This is a genomic window from Streptomyces sp. GESEQ-35 (assembly GCF_017948485.1).
GTDB lineage: Bacteria > Actinomycetota > Actinomycetes > Streptomycetales > Streptomycetaceae > Streptomyces.
On sequence record NZ_JAFFSX010000032.1, the window covers coordinates 1 to 20,169 of the forward strand.

A 20,169-nucleotide genomic window follows, 5' to 3' on the forward strand; every position below is an offset into this window, starting at 1 on the left:
CATCCGGTGGGCCCAGTGCACCGCCAGGGTCGTCTTGCCGATCCCCGCCATGCCGCTGATCACCGTGACGGACGAGGGCGTTCCGGTGTCCGGCGCGAGAGTCCGGACCTGCTCGAGTTCGGCCTGGCGCCCGGTGAAAGTCGGCAGATCGGCAGGCAGCTGCGCGGGACCGGCCACCTGCCCGGCAGCCCCGAGCTCACGAGAAGAAAGCCGCTGTTGCGGGCCGGAGCGTTCCGGTAGCAGCGAAGCATCGGCCGCCAGGATCCGGTCGTGCAGATCCCGCAGCGATACGCCGGGCTCGACGCCCAGCTCGGCCACCAGCGTGCCCCGCGTCCTGCGGTACGCCGCCAGCGCCTCGGCCTGCCGCCCGGACCGGTACAACGCGAGCATCAGAAGCCGGCACAACTCCTCACGCAATGGGTACTCACCCGTGAGCGAGATCAGCCGGGGAACCGCCTCACCCAGCTGCCCCAACTCCACCTCGATCTCCAGACAGCTCTCCAGCACCGTCAGCCGCTCCTCGGCCAGCCGCGAGCGCTCCACCTCCGCCAACGGCCCGGGAATCCCCGCCAACGGCACCCCCTCCCACTCCGCCAACCCGGCTCGCAGCAGGTCCGCAGCTGCCGCGAGCTCACCCGCGGCACGCTGCTTTCGCCCCTCGGCAACCCGCTGCTCGAACACGCCCAAGTCCACCGCGCGCTCAGGGACACGCAACAGGTACCCGTCCGCAACCGAGACGAGCACCCGCGGAGACCCGCCGACGCCACGTCCGTCTTCCAGAACCTTGCGTAGTCGCGAGGCGTACGTGCGCAGCACAGACACGGCAGCGGACGGAGGCGCCTCCCCCCAGACAGCGTCAACGAACTCGGCCACCGTGACGGGGCGCCCGCGTCGTAGCAGCAACACTGCCAACACCACGCGTTGCTGCGGCGAGCCCAGGTTCAGTTCACGCTTGCCGCGCCACGCCCGGACCGGCCCCAGTACGGAAAAGTAAAGAGAATCTTCGTTGGATGCGCTCACAAGCCCGATCCGCTCTAAGGTCAATGCCCGTCCGCGGACGCTAGCACGACGACATTTCCGCTTTTCTCAAGACTGTGAGTGGATTCTGGAACGAGACATCGCAGAGATTACAGACCGTGACACGACAATTCAGCCCAGTGACCCCGGGCAGGGGCGCCCCGCCCTCGGCCCGGCGGGGCTTCCTGGCTGTTCAGGTCGAACCACCCGGGGAGTTGACGACGAAATCGGGAGCGGGCCCCCCGCTGGTGCAGCTGCCCCTGGCACAGACTTTTATCGTCCCGCTTGCGGCGGCGCCCGCCGGGCTTGCTGTCGCGGCTACCACCGCCGTGACCATCAGGGCAGTGCCGCCAAGGGCGGTCGCCGCCCGCGTAAGATTCCTGGCTCCGGCCAGGAGTTCCTTTCTGAAATGTAATGCGCCAACGCCTTTTCCGTGCCCGTAACAATCGGCATCCGGTTGAACCACACGCCGCGCGTATCCGTAGTTACTCTCCGGAAGGGCATTCTGGGCCCCCGAACAGAATCGGGCCCCCATCCTGCGGCCATCCCGGATGGGGCGTCCGATCCCTTCCGAAGCTCCTCCGCCCCCTCGTACCATCGGGCGGAGGAGCTTTTTCCACTTCGATAGACGCCCCCCGGCATCACTGCGGGCAGCGGCCGGCCTCCCCTGCTCTGATCCCCGGACAAGGACCACGACCATGGCGTACGACCTCGACTCCGAACTGGCCGCCGCACTGGATGCCATGCCCAAGGGCCCGAACGGCGCCCTGATGGACTGCTCCGACATCCCTGCCGTCCGCGCCCAGGCCGAAGCGGCCGGCGCCCGACTCCCCGTTCCCGATCCGGACCCACGCGTCAAAATCGAAACGCTCAGCATCCCGCCTACCTCGCCAACATCACGCTGGAGATCGGCAGCCTGCTGGCCGTGGTCGACTACCGACTCGGACCAGAAACGCAGGCACCCGGCGCTGCCGAGGACGGCTACCTCGCCTACACCTACCTCCTCAACCACGCAGCCGAGCACGGCATCGACCCCGCGCGGACCGGGCTCGCCGGCGCCAGCCGTGGCGGCGCGCCGGCCACCGCCACCGCCCTCATGATCCGAGACCGCGGCGACCGGCGCCCGCGCCTGCTGTCGCTGAACTACCCGATGCTCGACGACCGCAACGACACCCCCTCCAGCTACGAAATCGTCGACCTCGGTGTCTACGACCGACAGGAGAACGCATACGCCTAGCAAGCAGTCCTGGGCGAGCGTGCCGGCACCAACGACGTGCACCCCTACTGCGCACCTGGCCGCGCCACCGATGTGACCGGTCTGTCCGACACCTTCATCGCAGTCGCCGAATACGACGTCTTCCGCGACGAGAACATCACCTTCGCCCAGCGGCACCGTGGCTGATATCCCCAGCTCCCGCCCCCCCGGACCGTTCGGGGCCTCAGCGCGGCGCCCGCCAGCCCCGGGCGCGGCCCCGGGGAATCACCACGGCGGCGCCCGCCACCAGCAGCACCAGCCCACCGCCCGCGCCCACAATGGCCAGCGCGCGGTGGCGCGGTCCGTTGGGGGCCTTTTCGGGAAGCTGGGCCGCGGCCTGCCGGGGCGCGGCCCCGCGCCCGTCGGTCAGCACCGTCGTCAGCGCCGCGTACGGGTCCAGGCGCGGCGGGTCGTCCGGGTAGCTGCCGACCGTGAGCAGACGCGCCGTCTCGTCCGCCGTCAGCTTCGGGTGCCGGGCCCGGACGAGGGCCGCAGCGTCCGCCACATGCGCTGCGGCCAGCGAGGAGCCAAAGCCGTAGTAGTGCCCCGAGCCACTTGGGCCGACACTGACCACCGCGTCTCCCGGGGCCGTGAGGTCCGCTCCGGTCGTCGGCGGGGCCTGCTCGGGGCGTTTGCCGCCGGGGCCGTAGTCGCCGACGGACAGCACCCCGTCAGCAGAGGCGGGCCAGTACCAGGGGGCCCGCTCGACCGGCTCACCGGTCTTGCTGTCCTTGGGGAGGGCGTCCGGGACGACGGGCGCGACGACCAGGGCGTCGCGCCGGGCCGCGTGCTCGACGGCGGCGGACAGCTCGTCCTTGCCGGTGGCCATGGCGCGTCCGACGTAGATGACATCGGCCCCCTGGTCGGCCGCTGTGCGGATGCCGACGGCCAGTGTCCCGGGCGTCGTCCCGCCCCGGGTGTCGGTGCCGCGCACCGCCAGGATGAGGGCCCTGGGCGCGAGTCCGGCCACGCCCACGCCGTCGGCGGGCGCGGCCGCGATCAACCCTGCCGCGAAGCTGCCATGGCCCACACAGTCCTCGCCCGCGTCGCCGACCGCCTTGACCCGGCCGGAGAGCGCGGGGATGCCGGTGCCGACGCCGGTGTCCATCTGTCGCTGCTGCTGCCGGAGGACGTCGGCGACGGCGCGGCGGCGAACGACGGCGCCGACGGGCGCGGTTCCGAGGAGCTGCTGGCCGAACTCCACGCCATGATCGGCCTGCACGCCGTGAAGCAGGAGGTCACCGACCTGGTCAACCTGCTGTCCGCGACCCGGCAGCGGCAGGCGGCCGGGCTGCCCGTGCCGAAGGTCAGCAACCACCTCGTCTTCTCCGGCCCACCCGGCACCGGCAAGACCACGGTCGCGCGGCTCTACGCCGATCTGCTGCACTCCCTCGGCGTGCTGCCCACGGGCCGGCTCGTGGAGGTGTCCCGCGCCGACCTGGTGGGCCGCTACGTGGGCCATACCGCGCAGCTCACCAAGGAGGTCTTCGACCGCGCCCTGGGCGGCGTGCTGTTCATCGACGAGGCCTACACGCTCACTCCCGAAGGTGCCGGTTCCGACTTCGGCCAGGAGGCCGTGGAGACGCTGCTGAAGCTCATGGAGGACCACCGCGACGAGATCGTCGTCATCGTCGCCGGACACACCGACGAGATGGACCGCTTGCTGGCCTCCAATCCGGGCCTGGCCTCCCGCTTCGCCCGCTCGGTCGCGTTCGAGAACTACTCGACCGACGAGCTGGTCGAGATCACCGGCCGCTACGCCGCGAGCTCGGGCTACGACTGCGCGCCCGGGACCCTGCTGGCGCTCGGCGCCTACCTGGAACAGCTGCCGCGCGACCGCTCGTTCGGCAACGCGCGCACCGCGCGGCAGACGCTGGAGGCGATGATGACCCGACAGGCCCGCCGGATCGGCGCAATCTCCGCGCCCAGCCTGGACGACCTGCGGCTGCTGCTGCCCGACGACCTGCCGCAGCAGGCCCGGCTGACGACGCGCTGACGACGCGCTGACGGCGCGCTGCGGCCAGGGGCGCCGTCTCAGCCGTTCCCCCTCCGGGGCCCGGGCAGCCGTACTCCCGGCGGGCTCGGCTCGCCGGCGGGCGCCATCGGGCCCGCCACCCGCAGGTGGCGGGCCAGGCGGGCCCGATCGGCACCGCGGCGGGTGAGGAGCTTGCGGGCGAGCGCGGCGTGCACCATCTGCCGCGCGGAGGGGGTCAGAGTGCTCAGCACCACCTCGCGCGGCAGCTCGGGGAACCGGTAGCCGCCCTCAGGGCGTTCGCCGGAGTCCGCCTCCCAGGCCAGCAGCCGGACCGCGACCGCCGCGTCGACCTGCGGCAGCAGCAAATCCGGCGGCATGGACTGGATCTCGGCGAGCAGCCCGATATCGAGCCATTCGCCGTCGGCCGCCGCGTAGCGGAGCATCTGCCGTACCGGCTCGGAGAGTTCGGCCAGGCAGGCGTGCACCGCTCCGCGCACTGCGGTCGGCACCCGGGCCGCGGGCCCGGTGCGCCGCTTCGGCGGGAGCTTGAGCAACTCGCCCAGGACGAACGGGCTTCCCGCCGCGCGCCGGTGCAGCCGTACGGCCTCGTCCGCCGTGGTGGCGCCGCCGTGCGCCGCGAGGAGCTCGGTCACGTCCGCCACAGTGAGCGGCTCCAGCGGCAGCCAGATCGTGCCGCGGCGGGCGAGCGCCGACAGCAGCCCGCTGGCGGAGGGGTCGTCAGCCTCGCGCACCGCGCAGACCACCGCGACGCGGGCGTCCGGCAGCGCACCGACGAGCCGCAGCAGCAGGGCGTGGAAGTCCGGGGGTGCCCAGTCGAGGTCGTCGAGGACGCACAGGGTGGGGGTGGGGGCGCGAGTAAGGTCCCGGACGAGCTGCTCCAGTGGGTCTCCTCCGGCGGCTCCCGAGCGGTCCGGCCCCCGGCCGGAGCGCGGCTCCTCTCCCGTGTCCCGGGCGTTCTGCCGCAGGGCGCCCAGGAGTTCGGCGGCGGGGCGCCCGCAGGGCGACTTGCGGTGCGGTCCGACCGCCTCGCCGCCCGCGACGCGGACGACGGCGAAGCCCGCCGCTGCGGCCTTGTCGGCGACGTCCTCCAGCAGCCGGGACTTGCCGGAGCCCGGCTCGCCGGAGACCACCGCCCACCCGGTGTGCCCCGCGGCGGCCGCCGAGAGCAGCGCGGCCAGCTGCGCGGTCTCCTCGGCCCGGCCGACCAGCGGCGCGGCGGCCCTCCGCTCGGCCGCGAGGGGGCCGGCCGGGTAGGGCCCCTGGTCGTCGAGGTACTCGGTCTCGTGCCGCAGGATCGCGGTATGCAGCCTGCCCAGCGCGGGGCTCGGGTCCAGGCCCAGCTCCCTCGCGAGCATCCCCCGGAACCGGTCGTAGCGCCCGAGCGCCTCCACCGACCGGCCCGCGGCGTACAGCGCGCGCATCAGCAGCGCCCACGACGCCTCCCGCAGCGGGGCGCTGAGCGCGAGCTCCTCGGCGACCTCAATGGCGAGCTCCAGATCGCCCTGGCGCAGCAGGATAGTGGCCCGCAGCTCCTTGGCGTCCTGGTGGAGGGCGTCCAGCCGCTCCCGCTCACGTATCGCGAAGGCGTGCTCGGCCGCGTCGCCGAGGGCCTCGCCGCGCCACAGCCCGAGAGCTGCGTCCACCTCTCGCTGCGCGGCCGGGAGCCGGCCCTGTTTCAGGGCGCCCCGCACCCGGCGCAGGGAGTCCTCGAAGGCAGTGGTGTCGCGGGCCTCGGGGGGCACCTTCAGGGAATAGCCGGCCGGCCCGGCCACCAGCACGCTGGGGCGGCCCCGCCGGTCCGGGTCGAGGACCGCACGGAGCCTGCTGACGTGGGCCCGCACGGAGGACAGTGCGCCGGACGGCTGGTGGTCGTGCCACAACGATCGGCACAGCTCACTGACAGGAACGGGCCTGCCGTCCTCGATGAGCAGCCGGGTCAGCAGCACTCTGCGCTGCCGCGGCCCCAGGTCCAGTAGGACGCCGTCGCGCTGGACCTGGACGGGCCCCAGCAGCCGGTACCACGTGTGGCGGCCTTCGGCGGTCGAGTTCACTGGGTTCCCCCCTTCACGGGAGCGGTTCGCGCACAGGTCCCGTTCCCGCTCGCGGCCCGGCCAGAGATGGGCTGGCCAGAGATGGGCCGGCGATGCACGGACGCGCACGTGAGGCGACGGCGCCGGCCCGTGACGGCTGGTCGCCGCTCATACTTCTGCGGCCTTCGCGGCGGGCGCAATCGTGGAGCACCACGGGATGCACCACGAGAGGAGCGGCGCGGCCACCGCGAACGGTCTGCCGATTGAACTGTCCGCACCGTGGACCCGTTGTCCCACCGAAGGCTCGGGCGCTCCGAGGCCCCGGGCGCGGGACGGTATGCGGCTCGCCACGAGGACAGCATCAGGAGGAAGGGATGTTCGGAGAACTTCTCGAACGTGACGCCGTACAGGCATTGATCGCGTCTGAGACGGACCGCGTCCTCACCGGCGTCAGCCACCTCGTCCTGGTGCGCGGCGCCACCGGCACCGGCAGGACCGCGGTACTGGAGGCCGCCGCCGCGCACGCGGCGCACCGCGGACTGCGCGTGCGCCATGTGCGCTGCTCCCGGGAGGACATGACCGTCCCGTTCGCCGCGATCCGCCCCCTCCTCGAAGACGCCGACGTCGGCGCGGACGACTCCGAGGACGGGGACGGATACGCGGAAGGGTACGGCGACGCCGGGCACGACCCGAGGGGCGGGGGCAGCGCCGCGCGGCTGTGGCGCCGACTGCGCGCGCGGGCCGCGGCACACCCGCTGATGATCGGCGTGGACGACGTCCACCTCGCCGACGCCGCCTCGCGCCGCTGGGTCGTCGACGTGGCCCGCTACCTCGACGGGATGCCCGTCCTGCTGGTCGTCACCGAGCGCAGTCAGTACGATCTCTCGCCCCAACCCGTCGGGCTGGCCCACGCGTTGTCGCCGTCCCTGGTGCGCGCCCACACCCTGGCCCCGCTCTCCGACGACGCCTCGGCCGCGCTGGTCCGCGCCGCCGTCCCAGCGGCTCCGGAGCGGTGGACGGCGGAGTGCGTACGGGCCGGTGCGGGCAATCCCCTGCTGCTGCGCGCGCTGCTGGACGACCTGGGCCAGACCCCGCCCGGCTCCGTGCCGCAGACCTGCGCGGCGCTCTACCCCGGCGCTTTCCCGGCGGCGGTCGCCTGGTGGCTGGACAGCGCGGGGACCACGACCGCCGAACTGGCCCGGACCCTCGCGGTCCTGGAGCGCACCGGCCCCGAGTGCGCTGTGGACGGACCGGCCGAACTCCTCGCCGAGGCGTCCCGGTCCGACCCTGCCCGCACGGGAGGCTGGCTCACGGCGATGCACCGGCTCGGTCTTCTGCGCCCCGACGACGCGGGCCATGTGCGCTATGCGCATCCCCTGCTGCGCGACGCCGTCCTCGCGGGCTGGCCCACCAGAGCCAGGGCGATGGCCGGGCGGGCAGTAGCCGAGGCGATGCTGCGCCGCGGCGACCGTGCCGAGGCCATCGCCCGGCAGCTGCTGGGCGTGGAGGCCGTGGGAGAGTCCTGGGTGCTCCGCGTGCTGCGGGACGCCGTGGCCGACGCCGTCCGCGAGGACCGGCACGACGACGCCCGTCGGTATCTGCGCCGGGCCCTGCGCGAGCCGCTCTCCGACGAGCAGCGGCAGCCGCTGATGACGGAGCTGGGCTCGCTGGAGCATGTCTGCGCCGATTCGCCCGCGGGCGTGCGGCGTCTGACCGAGGCTCAGCACTTCCCGGCCGAGCCCCGCGACCAGGTACGTACCGCGCTCGCCCTGGGCGCCGCGCTGGCCCAGCGGGGCGAGGTGCAGCAGGCCGTGCGCGTCCTGCGCAGGACCGAGCGGGAGCTGGCCGCAGACCCGCTGCTCGTCCGCACCCTGCGGACCGCCGCGGTCCTGTTGTCCGAACGGGACCAGGACGCACACCTGGAGGCGTACCGGCAGCTGCGCGAGACGGCCGGGGACGACCCCGAAGCGGTCGGCCGGGCGGGCCGGGCGGTGCTGGTCCTGTCCGAGGCCAGGTCCGGCAGGATCTCGGCCGCCGGGGCGACGGCACAGCTGCGGCAGCTGCTGGCCGGACCCGTCGACGCGCTGGAGGAGCCCTTCCTCCTGGGCACAGCCGCCACCGTCGCCCTGTGGGCCGACGAGTTGGAGGAGGCGGAATCGCTCGTGGAACGCGGACTGGCGGGGCAGTCCGCAGTCCTGCTGCACCCGGTGCGCCAGACCCTGCTCGACATCCGCGCGGACCTGGTTGCCGCCCGCGGCGAGCACGCCGGGCTCCTCGCCGGCTGTACGGAGCGGCCGTCTCCGGAGCAGCTGCCTCCAGCACAACCGTCCCCGGCGCTGCCGACCCCGGCCCGCCGCGCGGAGCCGGCCCACGCCGCGGCGCGGGTGCTGCGCGCCCTGGTCGAGACCGGCCGCCTCACCGAGGCGCGGCAGCTCGCGGAGCGCTTCACACCGGACCCGGCGCTGGACTCGGCGGAGATCGGCCGCTTCCTCTACGCCCGGGGAACGCTGCGGTCCGCACTGGGGGATGTTGCGGGCGCGCTCCACGACTTCCTGGAGTGCGGCCGACGGCACACGGCGCGCGACGCGGTCAACCCGGCCCTCTCCCCCTGGCGGACGGCCGCGGCGGAATGCCTTCTGTCGCTGGGCGACCAGCCGCGCGCTGTGGCACTGGCGCACGAGGAGGTACGGCTGGCCCGGGTGTGGAACACCCCGCGCACGCTCGGACGTGCCATGCGCTGCCTCGCCTCGACGGCCTCCGGGAAGCGCGCCCTGGCCTTCGCCGACGAGTCAGTGGAGCTGCTCCGGCTCTCCCCCGACCGCGGCGATCTGGTCGCCGCGCTGCTCGACCGGGGGCACCGGCTCACCCGCGCAGGACAGCGGAACCTGGCGCGGCAGTCCCTCCACGAGGCCGCCGAACAGGCCGAGCGCCTCGGGGCCGACCGCCTGCGCCTCGCCGCCGAGACGGCGCTGCGCGCGGTGGGCGCCCGCCGTATCACCATGGCGCTCACCGGCTCCGCCTCGCTCACGCTCAGCGAGCGCCGCATCGCGGAACTGGCGGCCGGCGGCCGGACCAACACCGAGATCTCCAACGTCCTCAGCGTGGCCCGGCGCACCGTCGAGACCCACCTCACCAGCACCTACCGCAAACTCGGCATCCAGGGCCGGGGCGAGCTGCAGGCGGCACTGAGTACCACGGTCCACCCCGCTTAGGGCATTTCCGGCAGAGCGTGTGCCCACCGGCCGGCCGAGCTCAAGACCCGCGTCGAGGCCCTGCTGGGGCACCCTCTCGCGAAGGTCCTGACCACCATGCCCGGGCCCGCGGTCAGGACCGGCGCCCACATCCCGGCCGAGGCCACAGACCTGACGGGCAGGAGGCTGATACACGCGCATCCACGCCACGCCACCGCGCCGGGACCCGTGCGACCCCGGGAGTGAAAGCGCAGGTCAGCAGCGTAGACGCCGAGGTACATCCGGTTCCGGTACCGCGCCACGCCACCTTCCGACGACCGGTCCGCAGCTCCGTCTGTCAAACGCGCGTCAATCCGGTGTGGAACCCCTCTCGCGAGACTCCCCGGAACGGGGCGGCCAGGCCCCGGACCTGAACTTGCACCAGGCTGTGAAACGGGGTAGGAATCGTGAACTGGACCATAATGGGCTCCTTCTCGACGGCGACGAGCGACCGGGAACGCGCGATGCGCGCACTCTACGAAGAGCAGGCCGGCCCGCTGTACACCTACGCAGTACGGCTCCTGGGAGGCGACCAGCACCGCGCCGAGGACGTCGTGCAAGAAGCGCTGCTGCGCTGCTGGCGCACCCAGGATCTGGCCTCCGACCGCCCCCTGCGGCCGTGGCTGTTCCGGGTGGTCCGCAACCTCGTCATCGACGAGTACCGACTGCGCACGGCCCGCCCCCGGGAGGTGGACGGCAACGGCTGGCTCGAAGACCTCCTCACCAGCACCGACGATGTGGAACAGGTCCTCTCCCAGATGGTCCTCGGGGAAGCCTTCCAGCACCTGTCGACCCGCCACAGGGAAGCCCTCTACGAGACCTTCTTCACCGGCCGGTCCATGCGCGAAGCCGGACAGGTACTCGGCGTTCCCTCCGGCACGGTCAAGTCACGCGTCCATCACGCGATCCGCGCCCTTCGCCTGGCCATGGGCGTCAGCACAGACACCCCTGACGATGCGAATACGGACGCGGACACCGGCCACCGGACGGGCGTGAAGCCCGCAGTGACGTATCCGTCGGCGGCATGACGCCCGGTGAGGTACGGGCGACGGGCCGCCGTATGCCCGTCCGTCGCCCTTACCTCACCCGGACGCCCGCATCGGCCATACCATGTGCGCGGACATCACTGACCAGTCGGCATGGATGTTTGACGTTGCGGAGCGATAGAGGTCGAGGATGCAGCCGCCCATTGTTTCGTTGATGCTTGCCTTGAGCTCCGCTGCGTCAGCTTCACTCGGGCACGCCGCCGGCAGGACGCTCTTCAGCCAGCCGGGTTCACCGGGTGAACCCGCCTTGGCCGGCTCGGCAGGCTCGCTGGCGACGAAGGCTGCCATCCACTCCTCGCCACAGCCGGGCGTCCGCCACACCTGCGCCATCTGGTGCCAGGCATAGGCGGGGTGGACCACCTCAGGGTAGGCACGCCACCTCGCACATAGTCAGTTGCCTGTAGGCGAGTGGGGTATGGGCAAGTCGCTCCTCGATCCGATGCCTTTGAGCCTGGTCGGTGTTCCGGCTGGATCGAACGAGTGGTGGAAGGTGAAGGCGTACGGTGCGTAGCCGTGGTCGTGGAGGTGTTCCAGTCTGGTCACGCCGTCCTGCCAGGTGGGTATCGTGTCGTCGGTGACCCACCAGAACACGTAACCCGGGTGTCCCGTTCTCTCGAACCAGTCGTAACGCCTGCTGAGCGCCGCGCGGTGCGGACCGGTGTAGATGGAGTCGAAGGCGGATCGTAGGTCGGTCCAGAGTGAGAGGGTCGCTATCAGGGCGGTGGTTTCCACAGTGCGGCCTTTCCCGTACCAGGGCGGAACAGCAAACTCTCCCCATTCACCCCAGTCCCAGTCGAACAGTGTGCCCCGGTTGTGGTCTGCCGCTTCAGCCTGAGCGATATATCCGGGGTGCTGGCCGATCCCCCGGTAAACGGCCTCACCGCTTTCGTGGAACTCCCGCGTAAGACGTGCGGGATCGGTGAGGGGTGACTTGAGGACGCCGAACGTGTACAGAGCAAGATGGGGCATGTGTCTCTCCCTGGCTGAGGGGCCCGGTGTGGAAGTCCCTGACGGTCTCGCTGTCTGGGTGCGGACTCGCTGCGGTGGGCTTGCGCGTGAGGGGCGGGGAGCTGTGGGCGTGGTCCGGGTGACATGAACGAACACGTCACCAGCCCCAAACGGGGATGCGGTGCGCTGATCAGCGCCGGTCGGCTCCGGGGGCGAGCAGGCTGGTGAGCTCGCGCATCGCCGCGGGGAGGCGTGACGTACCGCTTCACGTTGTCCGGCTTCTTGTGCCTCGACTGGGCCATAAGCTCCCGCAGGCCGACGCCCTGTTCGCCGAGGTGTGTCAGTCCGGGGTGCCGGTGTTCGTGCAGGTCCTGCCCGGTGCTTACCGTGCCGCTGACGCAGGTCGCCGCGTCGAGGGCGGCGCGGGCCCGGCCGTAGGAAAGCCGGGCGGGACGCAGCAATGCGTCCCGGTTGGGCGACCAGGCTCGCTAGGAAACGGGTGTAGTCAGCACCGAGGAGTCGCCGTTGCTCCAAATTCCTCGGATTTGACGCCTGGTGATTTTCCAGCCTGCGTCCGTGCGTCGGAGGGTGTCGATATACGTGCCGCCGAGGATGTACCGTCCGCTGCCGGTCGCTTCTGCGCGCACGTGCTGGGCGATGAAGGTGGCGTGGGTGGTGGCGATGTCGCCGTCGACGGTGACGCGGAGGTTGCCCACGAGGTGCTGGGTGGCGTCAAGGGGCTCAAGGAACGCCTTAGTTCCCGCGATGATCGCCTCACGGCCGGCGACCTTGGCGTTGACGTAGTCGCCTTCGGCTTCCGGGGCATAGCAGGTCACGAACAGGTCCCAGTCGCGGGCATCCATGGCGTGCGCGACGGTGTAGACCATCTCGGTGATGGCGGACTTGTCCAACAGCTCTTGAACGGAACGGGATTCTGCGGAAATCGTCATGCCGGGTTACTCCTTGGAGTAAGCGCGCGTCGACGCTCTGCGGCGGCAGCTTGAGGCCGACCGTCAGGCTTCTTGGTGAATTGGATCGGCAATGTCAGGGAAATGGGGTGAGCCCTATCCGTCTACGCGCTCCAGCACGACGACGGGGACCTGCCTCCCCGCAGTTGCCTCGAACTCGGCGAACTTCGGGACGAGCGCCACCTCTTTCGCCCAGATCTGTTCGCGCTCTTCTCCCTGCGCGAGCCGGGCTACGGCCGACACGGTCTCCGTGCCCACCTCGATGGTGACCCGCGGGTTCGCCATGAGATTGCGGTACCACGCCGGATCACGCGGACTGCCACCGTGGGTTCCGAAGACGGCCCAGCCGTTGTCGACCGGCTGGAAGAACAACGGGTTGATCCGCTCGCGCCCGCTCTTGGCCCCGATGTTGTGCACCAGGATGAGCGGCATGCCTTGCTCGTCGAAACCGGGCATCCAGGGCGGGACGGGGCGAGAAGCGGCCCACTCCTCCTCGCTGCTCCAGGACACGTACCCGGCATTCGCCCGGAACTCGGCGATGATCCGCTCGTTCCAGGTGTTGACGTCAGGCGCCGTGGCATCGTTCGCGCTGGTCGTGGACGGGTCGGACATGGCATCCCTTTCGCTATCCGGAGCACGTGCTCCTCAAAGTAACATACGAGGAGCGCGTGCTCCGGATAAGCGGGGTAGGCTCGGCCCTATGGCAGCGACTGAACTGGAAGACACCACCAGGCGCCGCGCGCCGCGCGTGGACGCGATCCGCAACCGGGAAGCGATCATCGAGGCCGCCTCCGAAGTCCTGGCCGCACAGGGCACCGCGGTGGACGTGCGTGAGATCGCCAGCCGCAGCGGAGTGGGCATGGGCACCCTCTACCGGCACTTCCCCAAGAAGGAAGATCTCATCCAGACGGTCCTGCGCAGGGACTTCTCCAAATGGGCGGACTCCGCACGCCAGGCGGCCATCGACGCCCAAGACCCCTGGACGGCCTTGACCGACTTCTACCAGCAAGCCCTGACCGGCTACGCGCGCCACAGTGCGATCATGGAGAACTTCGCACTGACCTGGTCAGTCCCCGACCTGGAAGGCATCCAGCAGCTTCGCCTCGTCATCGAGGAACTGTGTGCCCGCGCCACGGGCGCGCTGCGCCCCGGAGTGACCACCGACGACCTACTGCTCCTGCTGCTCTCCCTGGGACACGCCGTGCAGGTCACCGACGAGTGCCGCCCGCACATGTGGAACAGGCTGCTGCACATCTCCCTTTCTGGGCTGCGTGCCGACCACCGCGAACCACTTCCCGCCGAGGCGGCACCGGACACCCACAGCTCGAACCCGGACCGGACACACCGAAACAGCGGCCCCGTCGTTACGTAAAACAGTCAAGCTGTCGCAGTGCGTCTGTGTTGCAGTTGTCAGCGTCGTCCTCGTTCGAACTTCGCCTTGCTGGCGACGCCCGGTGGGCCGGACCCCGCCAACGTCCCCTCATGGCTCCCCTCTGCGTCAAGCCGTCGAGGAAGCTGCTGTCCAATCCTTATCGTCGGCAGGTTCGGGAAGTCCTCGTTGGCGTCGGCGTACACCAGCTCAGGGGTGAGCAGGGCCACCATTCCGGGCAGGGCCCGGAAGACCGCCGCATAGTCGATCTGCGGTTTCCTCATGTCCCGCCTGCCTCGGCGCCGACCGTCAGTGAGCTGTTCCACGATAGGAGCGAACCCACGACGGGGCCTTGGCGCTACTCCCTCCGGGGGGTACGAGACGGGCGACCCGAGCCGCCTGATGCTGCGTCCCTGTACGGGCCACCGGATCTGCTACAGCAGGAACTGCGGACTCCCACCCTCCAGGTCCCGGACACGACGGAGAACCATGACCGCCGACGGTACGACCCCGAACACCGGCCCGCAGGTCGGCGTCGCCGCGCTTCTGCGTCGCCCCAAGCTGTGGCTGATCCCCACGATCCTCACGGGGCTGCTCGCCCTGCTGCTGCCCCTGCTCTACATGGGCGGCGTCGTCGATCCGCAGGGCGACCTGCACCGCCTGCCCATCGCCCTCGTCAACTCCGACAAGGGCAAACCGCCGCCCGGCCAGCGGCAGAACCTGGGCGCACAGATCAGCGAGGCCATCACGGCCGACACCGCCGACGACACGGCCGAGTGGCGCACGCTCACCCGGGCGCAGGCCCAGGACGAACTGGACTCCGGCAAGGTCTACGGCGCCCTGGTCATCCCCGCGGGGTTCACGGACTCGGTCGCCGCGCTCACCACCACGAGCGCCACCGCCCGCCCGAGCATGACGGTGCTCACCAACCCCGGCAAGGGCAGCCTCGGTTCCTCCCTCGCGAGCAAGATCACCACTACGGCGGCCGGACAGGCCTCCCTGAGCATCGGCAAGCAGCTGACGGCGGCCGCCAAGGGCGCGGACGCCACGCAGAAGCTGCTGCTCGCAGACCCGGTCGCCGTCGTAACCGAGGTCGGTCACCTCCTCGGCGACCACAGCGGTCTCGGTCTGAGCGCCTTCTACTACACCCTGCTGCTCGTCCTCGCCGGCTTCCTGGGCTCCAACGTCATCAGCAACGGCGTCGACACCGCGCTGGGCTACGCCGACAACGAGATCGGCCCCTGGCACACCCGACTGCCCACGGTGCCGATCGACCGCACCCACACCCTGCTGCTGAAGATGGCCATGACAGCCGGCATCACCCTCATCAGCGTCTCCCTCGTGCTGCTCGCCACCGTCACCGTTCTGGGTATGGACGCGACCCACATCCCGCTGCTGTGGATCTACTCCTACTGCGCGTCCCTCGCCGTCGGCATCGGCGTCCAGGCCATCAACGCCGCGTTCGGCGGCATCGGCCAGCTGGTGTCCATGTTCGTGTTCATCGTCCTGGGACTGCCGTCCTCCGGCGCCACCGTCCCCCTCCAGGCGGTCCCGGACTTCTACCGCTTCCTGTCCCACTTCGAGCCCATGCGCCAGCTCAGCGACGGCGTCCGCGCGATCCTCTACTTCGAGGCACGCGGCGACGCCGGCCTCACCCGCTCCTGGATCATGATCGCTATCGGCGCGGGCATCGCCCTGCTCTTCGGGTTCACGATGACCTCGTACTACGACCGCAAGGGCCACAAGCGCCTTACCCCGCAGCCCGCTTGAGGCAGGGGACCGCAGTGATGGCGATGTGCGGTCAGCCGCTCCCGGGTGTCGGCGCTCACGCCGAAGGGCGGTGTGAACCTGTGGCGAGCAGCCCGTTGATCACGAGCGTCGCCAGTGCTTCGGCCGTGGCCGTGAGCTGTTCCGGCGAAGCGGCCTCGGGCCGCCCCAGGCGTCGCGCCAGGGGCACCTCCACCATTCCCGAGATGGGCGCGATGATGACGAAGAACAGCACGTCCATCGGGACGGGCGCCATGCGCCCGGAGGCCACGAGCCGATCGATGATGGCCTCAATGGCCTGCACGGTCGGGGCGATGTAGGTCTCGTACAGGTAGTCCAATCGCTCGGTGTCCAGGGTGAATTCGTTGACGAAGATCCGCCCCATCCGTGGCTCGTCCGCCGCGGTCCGGTAGAAGCCGGTGATGAACTGCCGCAGCTGCTCGGCATCGTCGAGTGCGGGGTCCACCTGCGGCAGACGCGCCAACTGCGACCCCAGCGCCTGGTCCACCACCGCACGCCAGAAGGCCGCCTTCGATCCGTACCGGTCGTTGATGAAGTTGTGGCTGACACCCAGGCGGCGAGCCAGCTCGCGCGCGGAGGCATGGTCGTAGCCCAGCTCCGCGAAGGCTTCGAGCCCGCGCAGCAGGATGCTCTCCTCCTCGGGCACCGCGGGAGTGCCCGCACCAGGGCGCCCCGGCCGTCGTACGGAATCGCCTCGTACTCCCACCACTGCCTCCGTCGCTGCGCCCCCTCCCTGCGGCGCGGACTGCCCGCGACCGTCCTGGGGACCGAACACAGCTTACTTGACACCCGTCAGATTGAAGTTAATCTGACAGATGTCAGATGACGCGCGATCTGGCATCACAGCGCGGCTGAGCTCCCGCCGCGCACCCCCGAACCACCCATCCCCCTGTCCCACTTCTTCTGGAGTTCGCCATGCCCCGAACCCCCGCCGACGCACCTGCCGGCGCGGCCGTCACGCCCCTTGCGGCCGTCGACGCACCGCCCCGCCACCGCTGGTGGATCCTTGCCGTCATCGGCCTGGCCCAGCTCATGGTGGTGTTGGACAGCACGATCGTGAACATCGCCCTTCCGTCGGCCCAGCAGGATCTCGGGTTCTCCGACGGAGACCGGCAGTGGGTCGTCACCGCCTATGCGCTCGCCTTCGGCAGTCTGCTGCTGCTCGGCGGTCGCATAGCCGACCTGTTCGGCCGCAAGATCACCTTCCTGGCCGGCCTGGTCGGCTTCGCCGGGGCCTCCGCCCTGGGAGGCGCCGCCGGCAGCTTCGAAGTGCTCATCGTCGCTCGCGCCGCCCAGGGCCTGTTCGGCGCACTGCTCGCCCCGGCCGCGCTGTCCCTGCTGACCACGACCTTCACCGACGCCAAGGAACGTGCCAAGGCCTTCGGCGTCTACGGCGCCATCGCCGGGGCCGGCGGCGCCATCGGCCTGCTGCTCGGCGGTGTGCTGACCGAGCACCTCGACTGGCGCTGGACCCTCTACGTCAACCTGGCCTTCGCCGCCGTCGCCTTCCTCGGCGGTGTGCTTCTGCTCCAGCGCGCCACCCGCGACAAGAGCGCGACCATCGACATCCCCGGCGCCGTCCTCGTCTCCGGCGGCCTGTTCTGCCTGGTCTACGGCTTCGCCGGCGCCGAGAGCCACGACTGGAGCTCCCCGGCCACCTGGGGCTTCCTGCTCGCCGGCGCCGTCCTGCTGGCCGCGTTCACCTGGTGGCAGACCCGCTCCGCGCACCCCCTGCTGCCGCTGCGCGTCCTGCTCGACCGGAACCGCGGCGCCTCGTTCGTCTCCGTCCTGATCATCGGCGCCGGCATGTTCGGTGTCTTCCTCTTCCTCACCTACTACCTCCAGCAGAGCCTGGGCTACTCCCCGATCAGGACCGGGCTGGCGTTCCTGCCGATGGTCGGTGCGCTGATGCTCACCTCGACCCTCGCCTCCACCGTGCTCATCCCCCGCATCGGCCCCAAGGCGGTCGTGCCGCTGGGCATGGGCCTCGCCGCGGCCGGCATGGCCTGGCTCACCGGCCTCGGCCTCAGCAGCGGCTACGCCACCGACATCCTCCCGCCGCTGGTCGTGGCGGGACTCGGCCTCGGCCTGGTGATGGCCCCGGCGATGAGCCTGGCCACGGAGGGCGTCAGCGCCGAGGACGCGGGGGTCGCCTCAGCGGCCGTCAACACCATGCAGCAGGTCGGCGGCTCCCTCGGTACCGCCCTGCTCAACACCCTCTCCACCAGCGCCGTCACCGACTACCTGACCGGCCGGAACCCCAAGGACCCGGCTGTCGTCGCCCAGGCCGGTCTGGAGGGCTACTCCACCGCCTACTGGTGGTCGGCCGCCTTCTTCGCCGCCGGACTGGTCATCAGCGTGATCCTCTACCGGCGCGGCGTGCCGGCCCAGGATCCCGGCGCGGCACCCGTGGTCCACATGTGACCACCCGGCCGGGGGCACAACCGCCCCGACCGTCCGAGCTGTTCCCGGAGCCAAGCGCCTCCGGCAACAGCTGTCTAGGCCGCCGCGGCCTCCGTCACATCGCCGGACTCGAACTGTGTCCGGTACAGCTCCGCGTACCGTCCGCCCGCCGCCAGCAGTTCCACGTGCGTGCCCCGTTCCACGATGCGCCCCGCCTCGACGACGAGGATCAGGTCCGCCGCCCGCACCGTGGACAGGCGGTGGGCGATGACGATCGCGGTTCTGCCCTCCAGGGCCTCCGTCAGCGCTTCCTGGACGGCCGCCTCGGAGGTGTTGTCCAGGTGGGCGGTGGCCTCGTCGAGGATGACGACGCGTTGGCGGGCGAGGAGGAGCCGGGCGATGGTCATGCGCTGGCGTTCGCCTCCGGAGAGTCGGTAGCCGCGCTCGCCGACGACTGTGTCGAGGCCGTCGGGCAGGGACCGTACGAGATCCGCCAGGCGGGCGCGGTGCAGTGCGTCCCACAGTTCGTCCTCGGTGGCCGTGGGAGCGGCGAGGAGCAGGTTGGCGCGCACGGTGTCGTGGAAGAGGTGACCGTCCTGCGTGACCATGCCGAGGGTGCCCCGCAGGGAACCGGCGCTCAGGTCGCGGACGTCGACGCCGCCGATGCGTACGGCGCCCTCGTCGACGTCGTACAGCCGCGGCAGCAGCTGGGCGATCGTGGACTTTCCGGCGCCGGACGAGCCGACGAGGGCTACGGTCTGGCCGGGTTCGGCGCGGAAGGAGATGCCGTGCAGGACCTGGTCGCCGCCGCGGGTGTCGAGGGAGGCGACCTCCTCCAGGGAGGCCAGGGAGACCTTGTCGGCGGAGGGATAGCCGAAGCGGACGTTGTCGAAGGCGACGGAGGCCGGGCCGTCGGGTACCTGTCGTGCGTCCGGCTTGTCCTCGATCAGCGGCTTCAGGTCGAGCACTTCGAAGACCCGCTCGAAGCTGACGAGGGCACTCATCACCTCGACGCGGGCTCCCGCCAGTGCGGTGAGCGGTGCGTACAGGCGGGTCAGCAGCAGCGCCAGTGCGACGACAGCGCCCGGCTCCAGGGTGCCGCGCAGGGCGAACCAGCCGCCGAGGCCGTAGACCAGGGCCAGTGCGAGGGCCGACACCAGGGTCAGGGCGGTGATGAACGCCGACTGCGCGGTGGCCGTCCGTACGCCGATGTCCCGGACGCGGCGGGCGCGGGCGGCGAACTCCTCGGACTCCTCCTCCGGGCGGCCGAAGAGCTTGATCAGGGTGGCGCCGGGCGCCGAGAAGCGCTCGGTCATCCGAGTGCCCATCGCGGCGTTGAGCGTCGCCGCCTCGCGTTGCATCTTGGCCATGCGGCTGCCCATCCGCCGCGCGGGGATCACGAACACGGGGAGGAGGGCCAGCGCCAGCAGCGTGATCTGCCAGGAGAGGGTGAGCATGACGGCCAGCGTGAGCACCAGGGTGACGAGGTTGCTGACCACTCCGGACAGGGTGTTGCTGAACGCCCGCTGCGCGCCGATCACGTCGTTGTTGAGACGGCTGACGAGCGCCCCCGTGCGAGTGCGGGTGAAGAACGCGACCGGCATGCGCTGCACATGGTCGAAGACAGCCGTCCGCAGATCGAGGATGAGCCCCTCCCCGAGCGTCGCCGACAGCCGCCGGCCGAGGATGCCGAGTGCCGCCTCGACGACCGCGATGAGAGCGATCAGCAGGGCGAGACGTACGACGGTCCCCTCCTCGCCGCCCGTCACGATCGCGTCCACGACGCGGCCGGCCAGGACGGGTGTGGCGACGGCGAGGAGGGCCGTCGCCACCCCGAGCGCCACGAAGCGCGCGATGCGTGCACGGTGCGGGCGGGCGAACACGCCGATACGGCGCAACGTTGCGCGGGCAAGAGGACGGCGCTCCTGCTGGGCGCTCATGACACTCTGAAGCTGTGTCCAGGCTGTGGTCTCCATGCTCATGAGAGGACCGTAGGACCTCAACTGTCCTTGAGGTCAACGCCGAATCGGCACCGTCCGGGCACACAACGGACGCGAGGCCGTGCCCGGCGTGACAGCCTCCGTCCCCTCTCCCGCAACCTGCCGTTGATCTGGCGCGG

At 71.0% G+C, this 20,169-nt stretch carries 15 protein-coding genes and 2 pseudogenes; 7 read left to right on the plus strand and 10 right to left on the minus strand.

All coding sequences use genetic code 11. The annotated features are described in order from the left end of the window. On the minus strand, window positions 1-1,020 hold a 1,020-nt coding region (locus KCH87_RS41135), incomplete at its 3' end, for an AfsR/SARP family transcriptional regulator (RefSeq protein ID WP_210593037.1). Between the two features lie 898 nt (window positions 1,021-1,918). Between KCH87_RS41135 and KCH87_RS49715 the strand changes: the two are divergent. Next, window positions 1,919-2,419: pseudogene (locus tag KCH87_RS49715) on the plus strand (alpha/beta hydrolase fold domain-containing protein). Window positions 2,420-2,456: 37 nt separating this feature from the next. Here the strand turns inward: KCH87_RS49715 and KCH87_RS41150 are convergent. Further along, window positions 2,457-3,380, minus strand: coding sequence for a S8 family serine peptidase (locus tag KCH87_RS41150; RefSeq protein ID WP_210593039.1), 924 nt, complete (start codon window positions 3,378-3,380; stop codon window positions 2,457-2,459). On the opposite strand from KCH87_RS41150, the pseudogene KCH87_RS41155 reads away from it, so the two are divergent. Beyond that, window positions 3,378-4,268, plus strand: a pseudogene (locus KCH87_RS41155) (AAA family ATPase); the annotation flags it as partial. The gene KCH87_RS41150 and the pseudogene KCH87_RS41155 sit on opposite strands and share 3 nt — an antisense overlap. A 38-nt stretch (window positions 4,269-4,306) precedes the next feature. Here KCH87_RS41155 and KCH87_RS41160 read toward each other — a convergent pair. Further along, window positions 4,307-6,319 carry a BTAD domain-containing putative transcriptional regulator gene (locus KCH87_RS41160; protein ID WP_210593040.1) on the minus strand — a complete coding sequence of 671 codons (2,013 nt, stop codon included), beginning with the start codon at window positions 6,317-6,319 and terminating at the stop codon, window positions 4,307-4,309. Between the two features lie 353 nt (window positions 6,320-6,672). Between KCH87_RS41160 and KCH87_RS41165 the strand changes: the two genes are divergently transcribed. Both KCH87_RS41165 and KCH87_RS41170 read left to right on the plus strand, forming a co-directional pair. Next, entirely contained in the window at window positions 6,673-9,510 is a 2,838-nt protein-coding gene (locus KCH87_RS41165; RefSeq protein ID WP_210593041.1) for a LuxR family transcriptional regulator, read from the plus strand. 425 nt (window positions 9,511-9,935) lie between these two features. Continuing rightward, window positions 9,936-10,556, plus strand: coding sequence for a sigma-70 family RNA polymerase sigma factor (locus KCH87_RS41170; protein ID WP_308299042.1), 621 nt, complete (start codon window positions 9,936-9,938; stop codon window positions 10,554-10,556). 54 nt (window positions 10,557-10,610) lie between these two features. On the opposite strand, the gene KCH87_RS41175 is transcribed toward KCH87_RS41170, so the two are convergent. The 4 genes from KCH87_RS41175 to KCH87_RS41190 form a co-directional block, all read right to left on the minus strand. After that, complete coding sequence (locus KCH87_RS41175) at window positions 10,611-10,862, minus strand: hypothetical protein (RefSeq protein ID WP_210593042.1); 252 nt, start codon at window positions 10,860-10,862, stop codon at window positions 10,611-10,613. A gap of 102 nt (window positions 10,863-10,964) precedes the next feature. Further along, window positions 10,965-11,543: a DUF3291 domain-containing protein gene (locus KCH87_RS41180; protein ID WP_210593043.1), complete on the minus strand. Its 579-nt coding sequence runs from the start codon at window positions 11,541-11,543 to the stop codon at window positions 10,965-10,967. A gap of 467 nt (window positions 11,544-12,010) precedes the next feature. Then, window positions 12,011-12,472: a nuclear transport factor 2 family protein gene (locus KCH87_RS41185; protein WP_210593044.1), complete on the minus strand. Its 462-nt coding sequence runs from the start codon at window positions 12,470-12,472 to the stop codon at window positions 12,011-12,013. A 114-nt stretch (window positions 12,473-12,586) separates the two neighbouring features. Then, window positions 12,587-13,102: a nitroreductase family deazaflavin-dependent oxidoreductase gene (locus KCH87_RS41190; RefSeq protein ID WP_210593045.1), complete on the minus strand. Its 516-nt coding sequence runs from the start codon at window positions 13,100-13,102 to the stop codon at window positions 12,587-12,589. A gap of 88 nt (window positions 13,103-13,190) precedes the next feature. Between KCH87_RS41190 and KCH87_RS41195 the strand changes: the two genes are divergently transcribed. Continuing rightward, complete coding sequence (locus tag KCH87_RS41195; RefSeq protein WP_210593046.1) at window positions 13,191-13,862, plus strand: TetR/AcrR family transcriptional regulator; 672 nt, start codon at window positions 13,191-13,193, stop codon at window positions 13,860-13,862. Between the two features lie 38 nt (window positions 13,863-13,900). On the opposite strand, the gene KCH87_RS41200 is transcribed toward KCH87_RS41195, so the two are convergent. Then, window positions 13,901-14,143: a hypothetical protein gene (locus KCH87_RS41200; RefSeq protein ID WP_210593153.1), complete on the minus strand. Its 243-nt coding sequence runs from the start codon at window positions 14,141-14,143 to the stop codon at window positions 13,901-13,903. Between the two features lie 205 nt (window positions 14,144-14,348). Here KCH87_RS41200 and KCH87_RS41205 point away from each other — a divergent pair, with 205 nt between their 5' ends. Continuing rightward, window positions 14,349-15,629: a DUF3533 domain-containing protein gene (locus tag KCH87_RS41205; protein ID WP_210593047.1), complete on the plus strand. Its 1,281-nt coding sequence runs from the start codon at window positions 14,349-14,351 to the stop codon at window positions 15,627-15,629. 55 nt (window positions 15,630-15,684) lie between these two features. Here KCH87_RS41205 and KCH87_RS41210 read toward each other — a convergent pair whose 3' ends face one another. After that, window positions 15,685-16,293 (minus strand): TetR/AcrR family transcriptional regulator, encoded by a 609-nt coding sequence (locus KCH87_RS41210; protein WP_210593048.1) that lies wholly within the window; start codon window positions 16,291-16,293, stop codon window positions 15,685-15,687. 269 nt (window positions 16,294-16,562) lie between these two features. Here KCH87_RS41210 and KCH87_RS41215 point away from each other — a divergent pair, with 269 nt between their 5' ends. Next, the gene (locus KCH87_RS41215) at window positions 16,563-18,071 is read left to right on the plus strand and encodes an MFS transporter (protein WP_210593049.1); all 1,509 of its coding nucleotides are present in this window, start codon (window positions 16,563-16,565) and stop codon (window positions 18,069-18,071) included. A gap of 74 nt (window positions 18,072-18,145) precedes the next feature. Here KCH87_RS41215 and KCH87_RS41220 read toward each other — a convergent pair whose 3' ends face one another. After that, window positions 18,146-20,026 carry an ABC transporter ATP-binding protein gene (locus KCH87_RS41220; RefSeq protein ID WP_210593143.1) on the minus strand — a complete coding sequence of 627 codons (1,881 nt, stop codon included), beginning with the start codon at window positions 20,024-20,026 and terminating at the stop codon, window positions 18,146-18,148. Window positions 20,027-20,169: the final 143 nt, after the last annotated feature.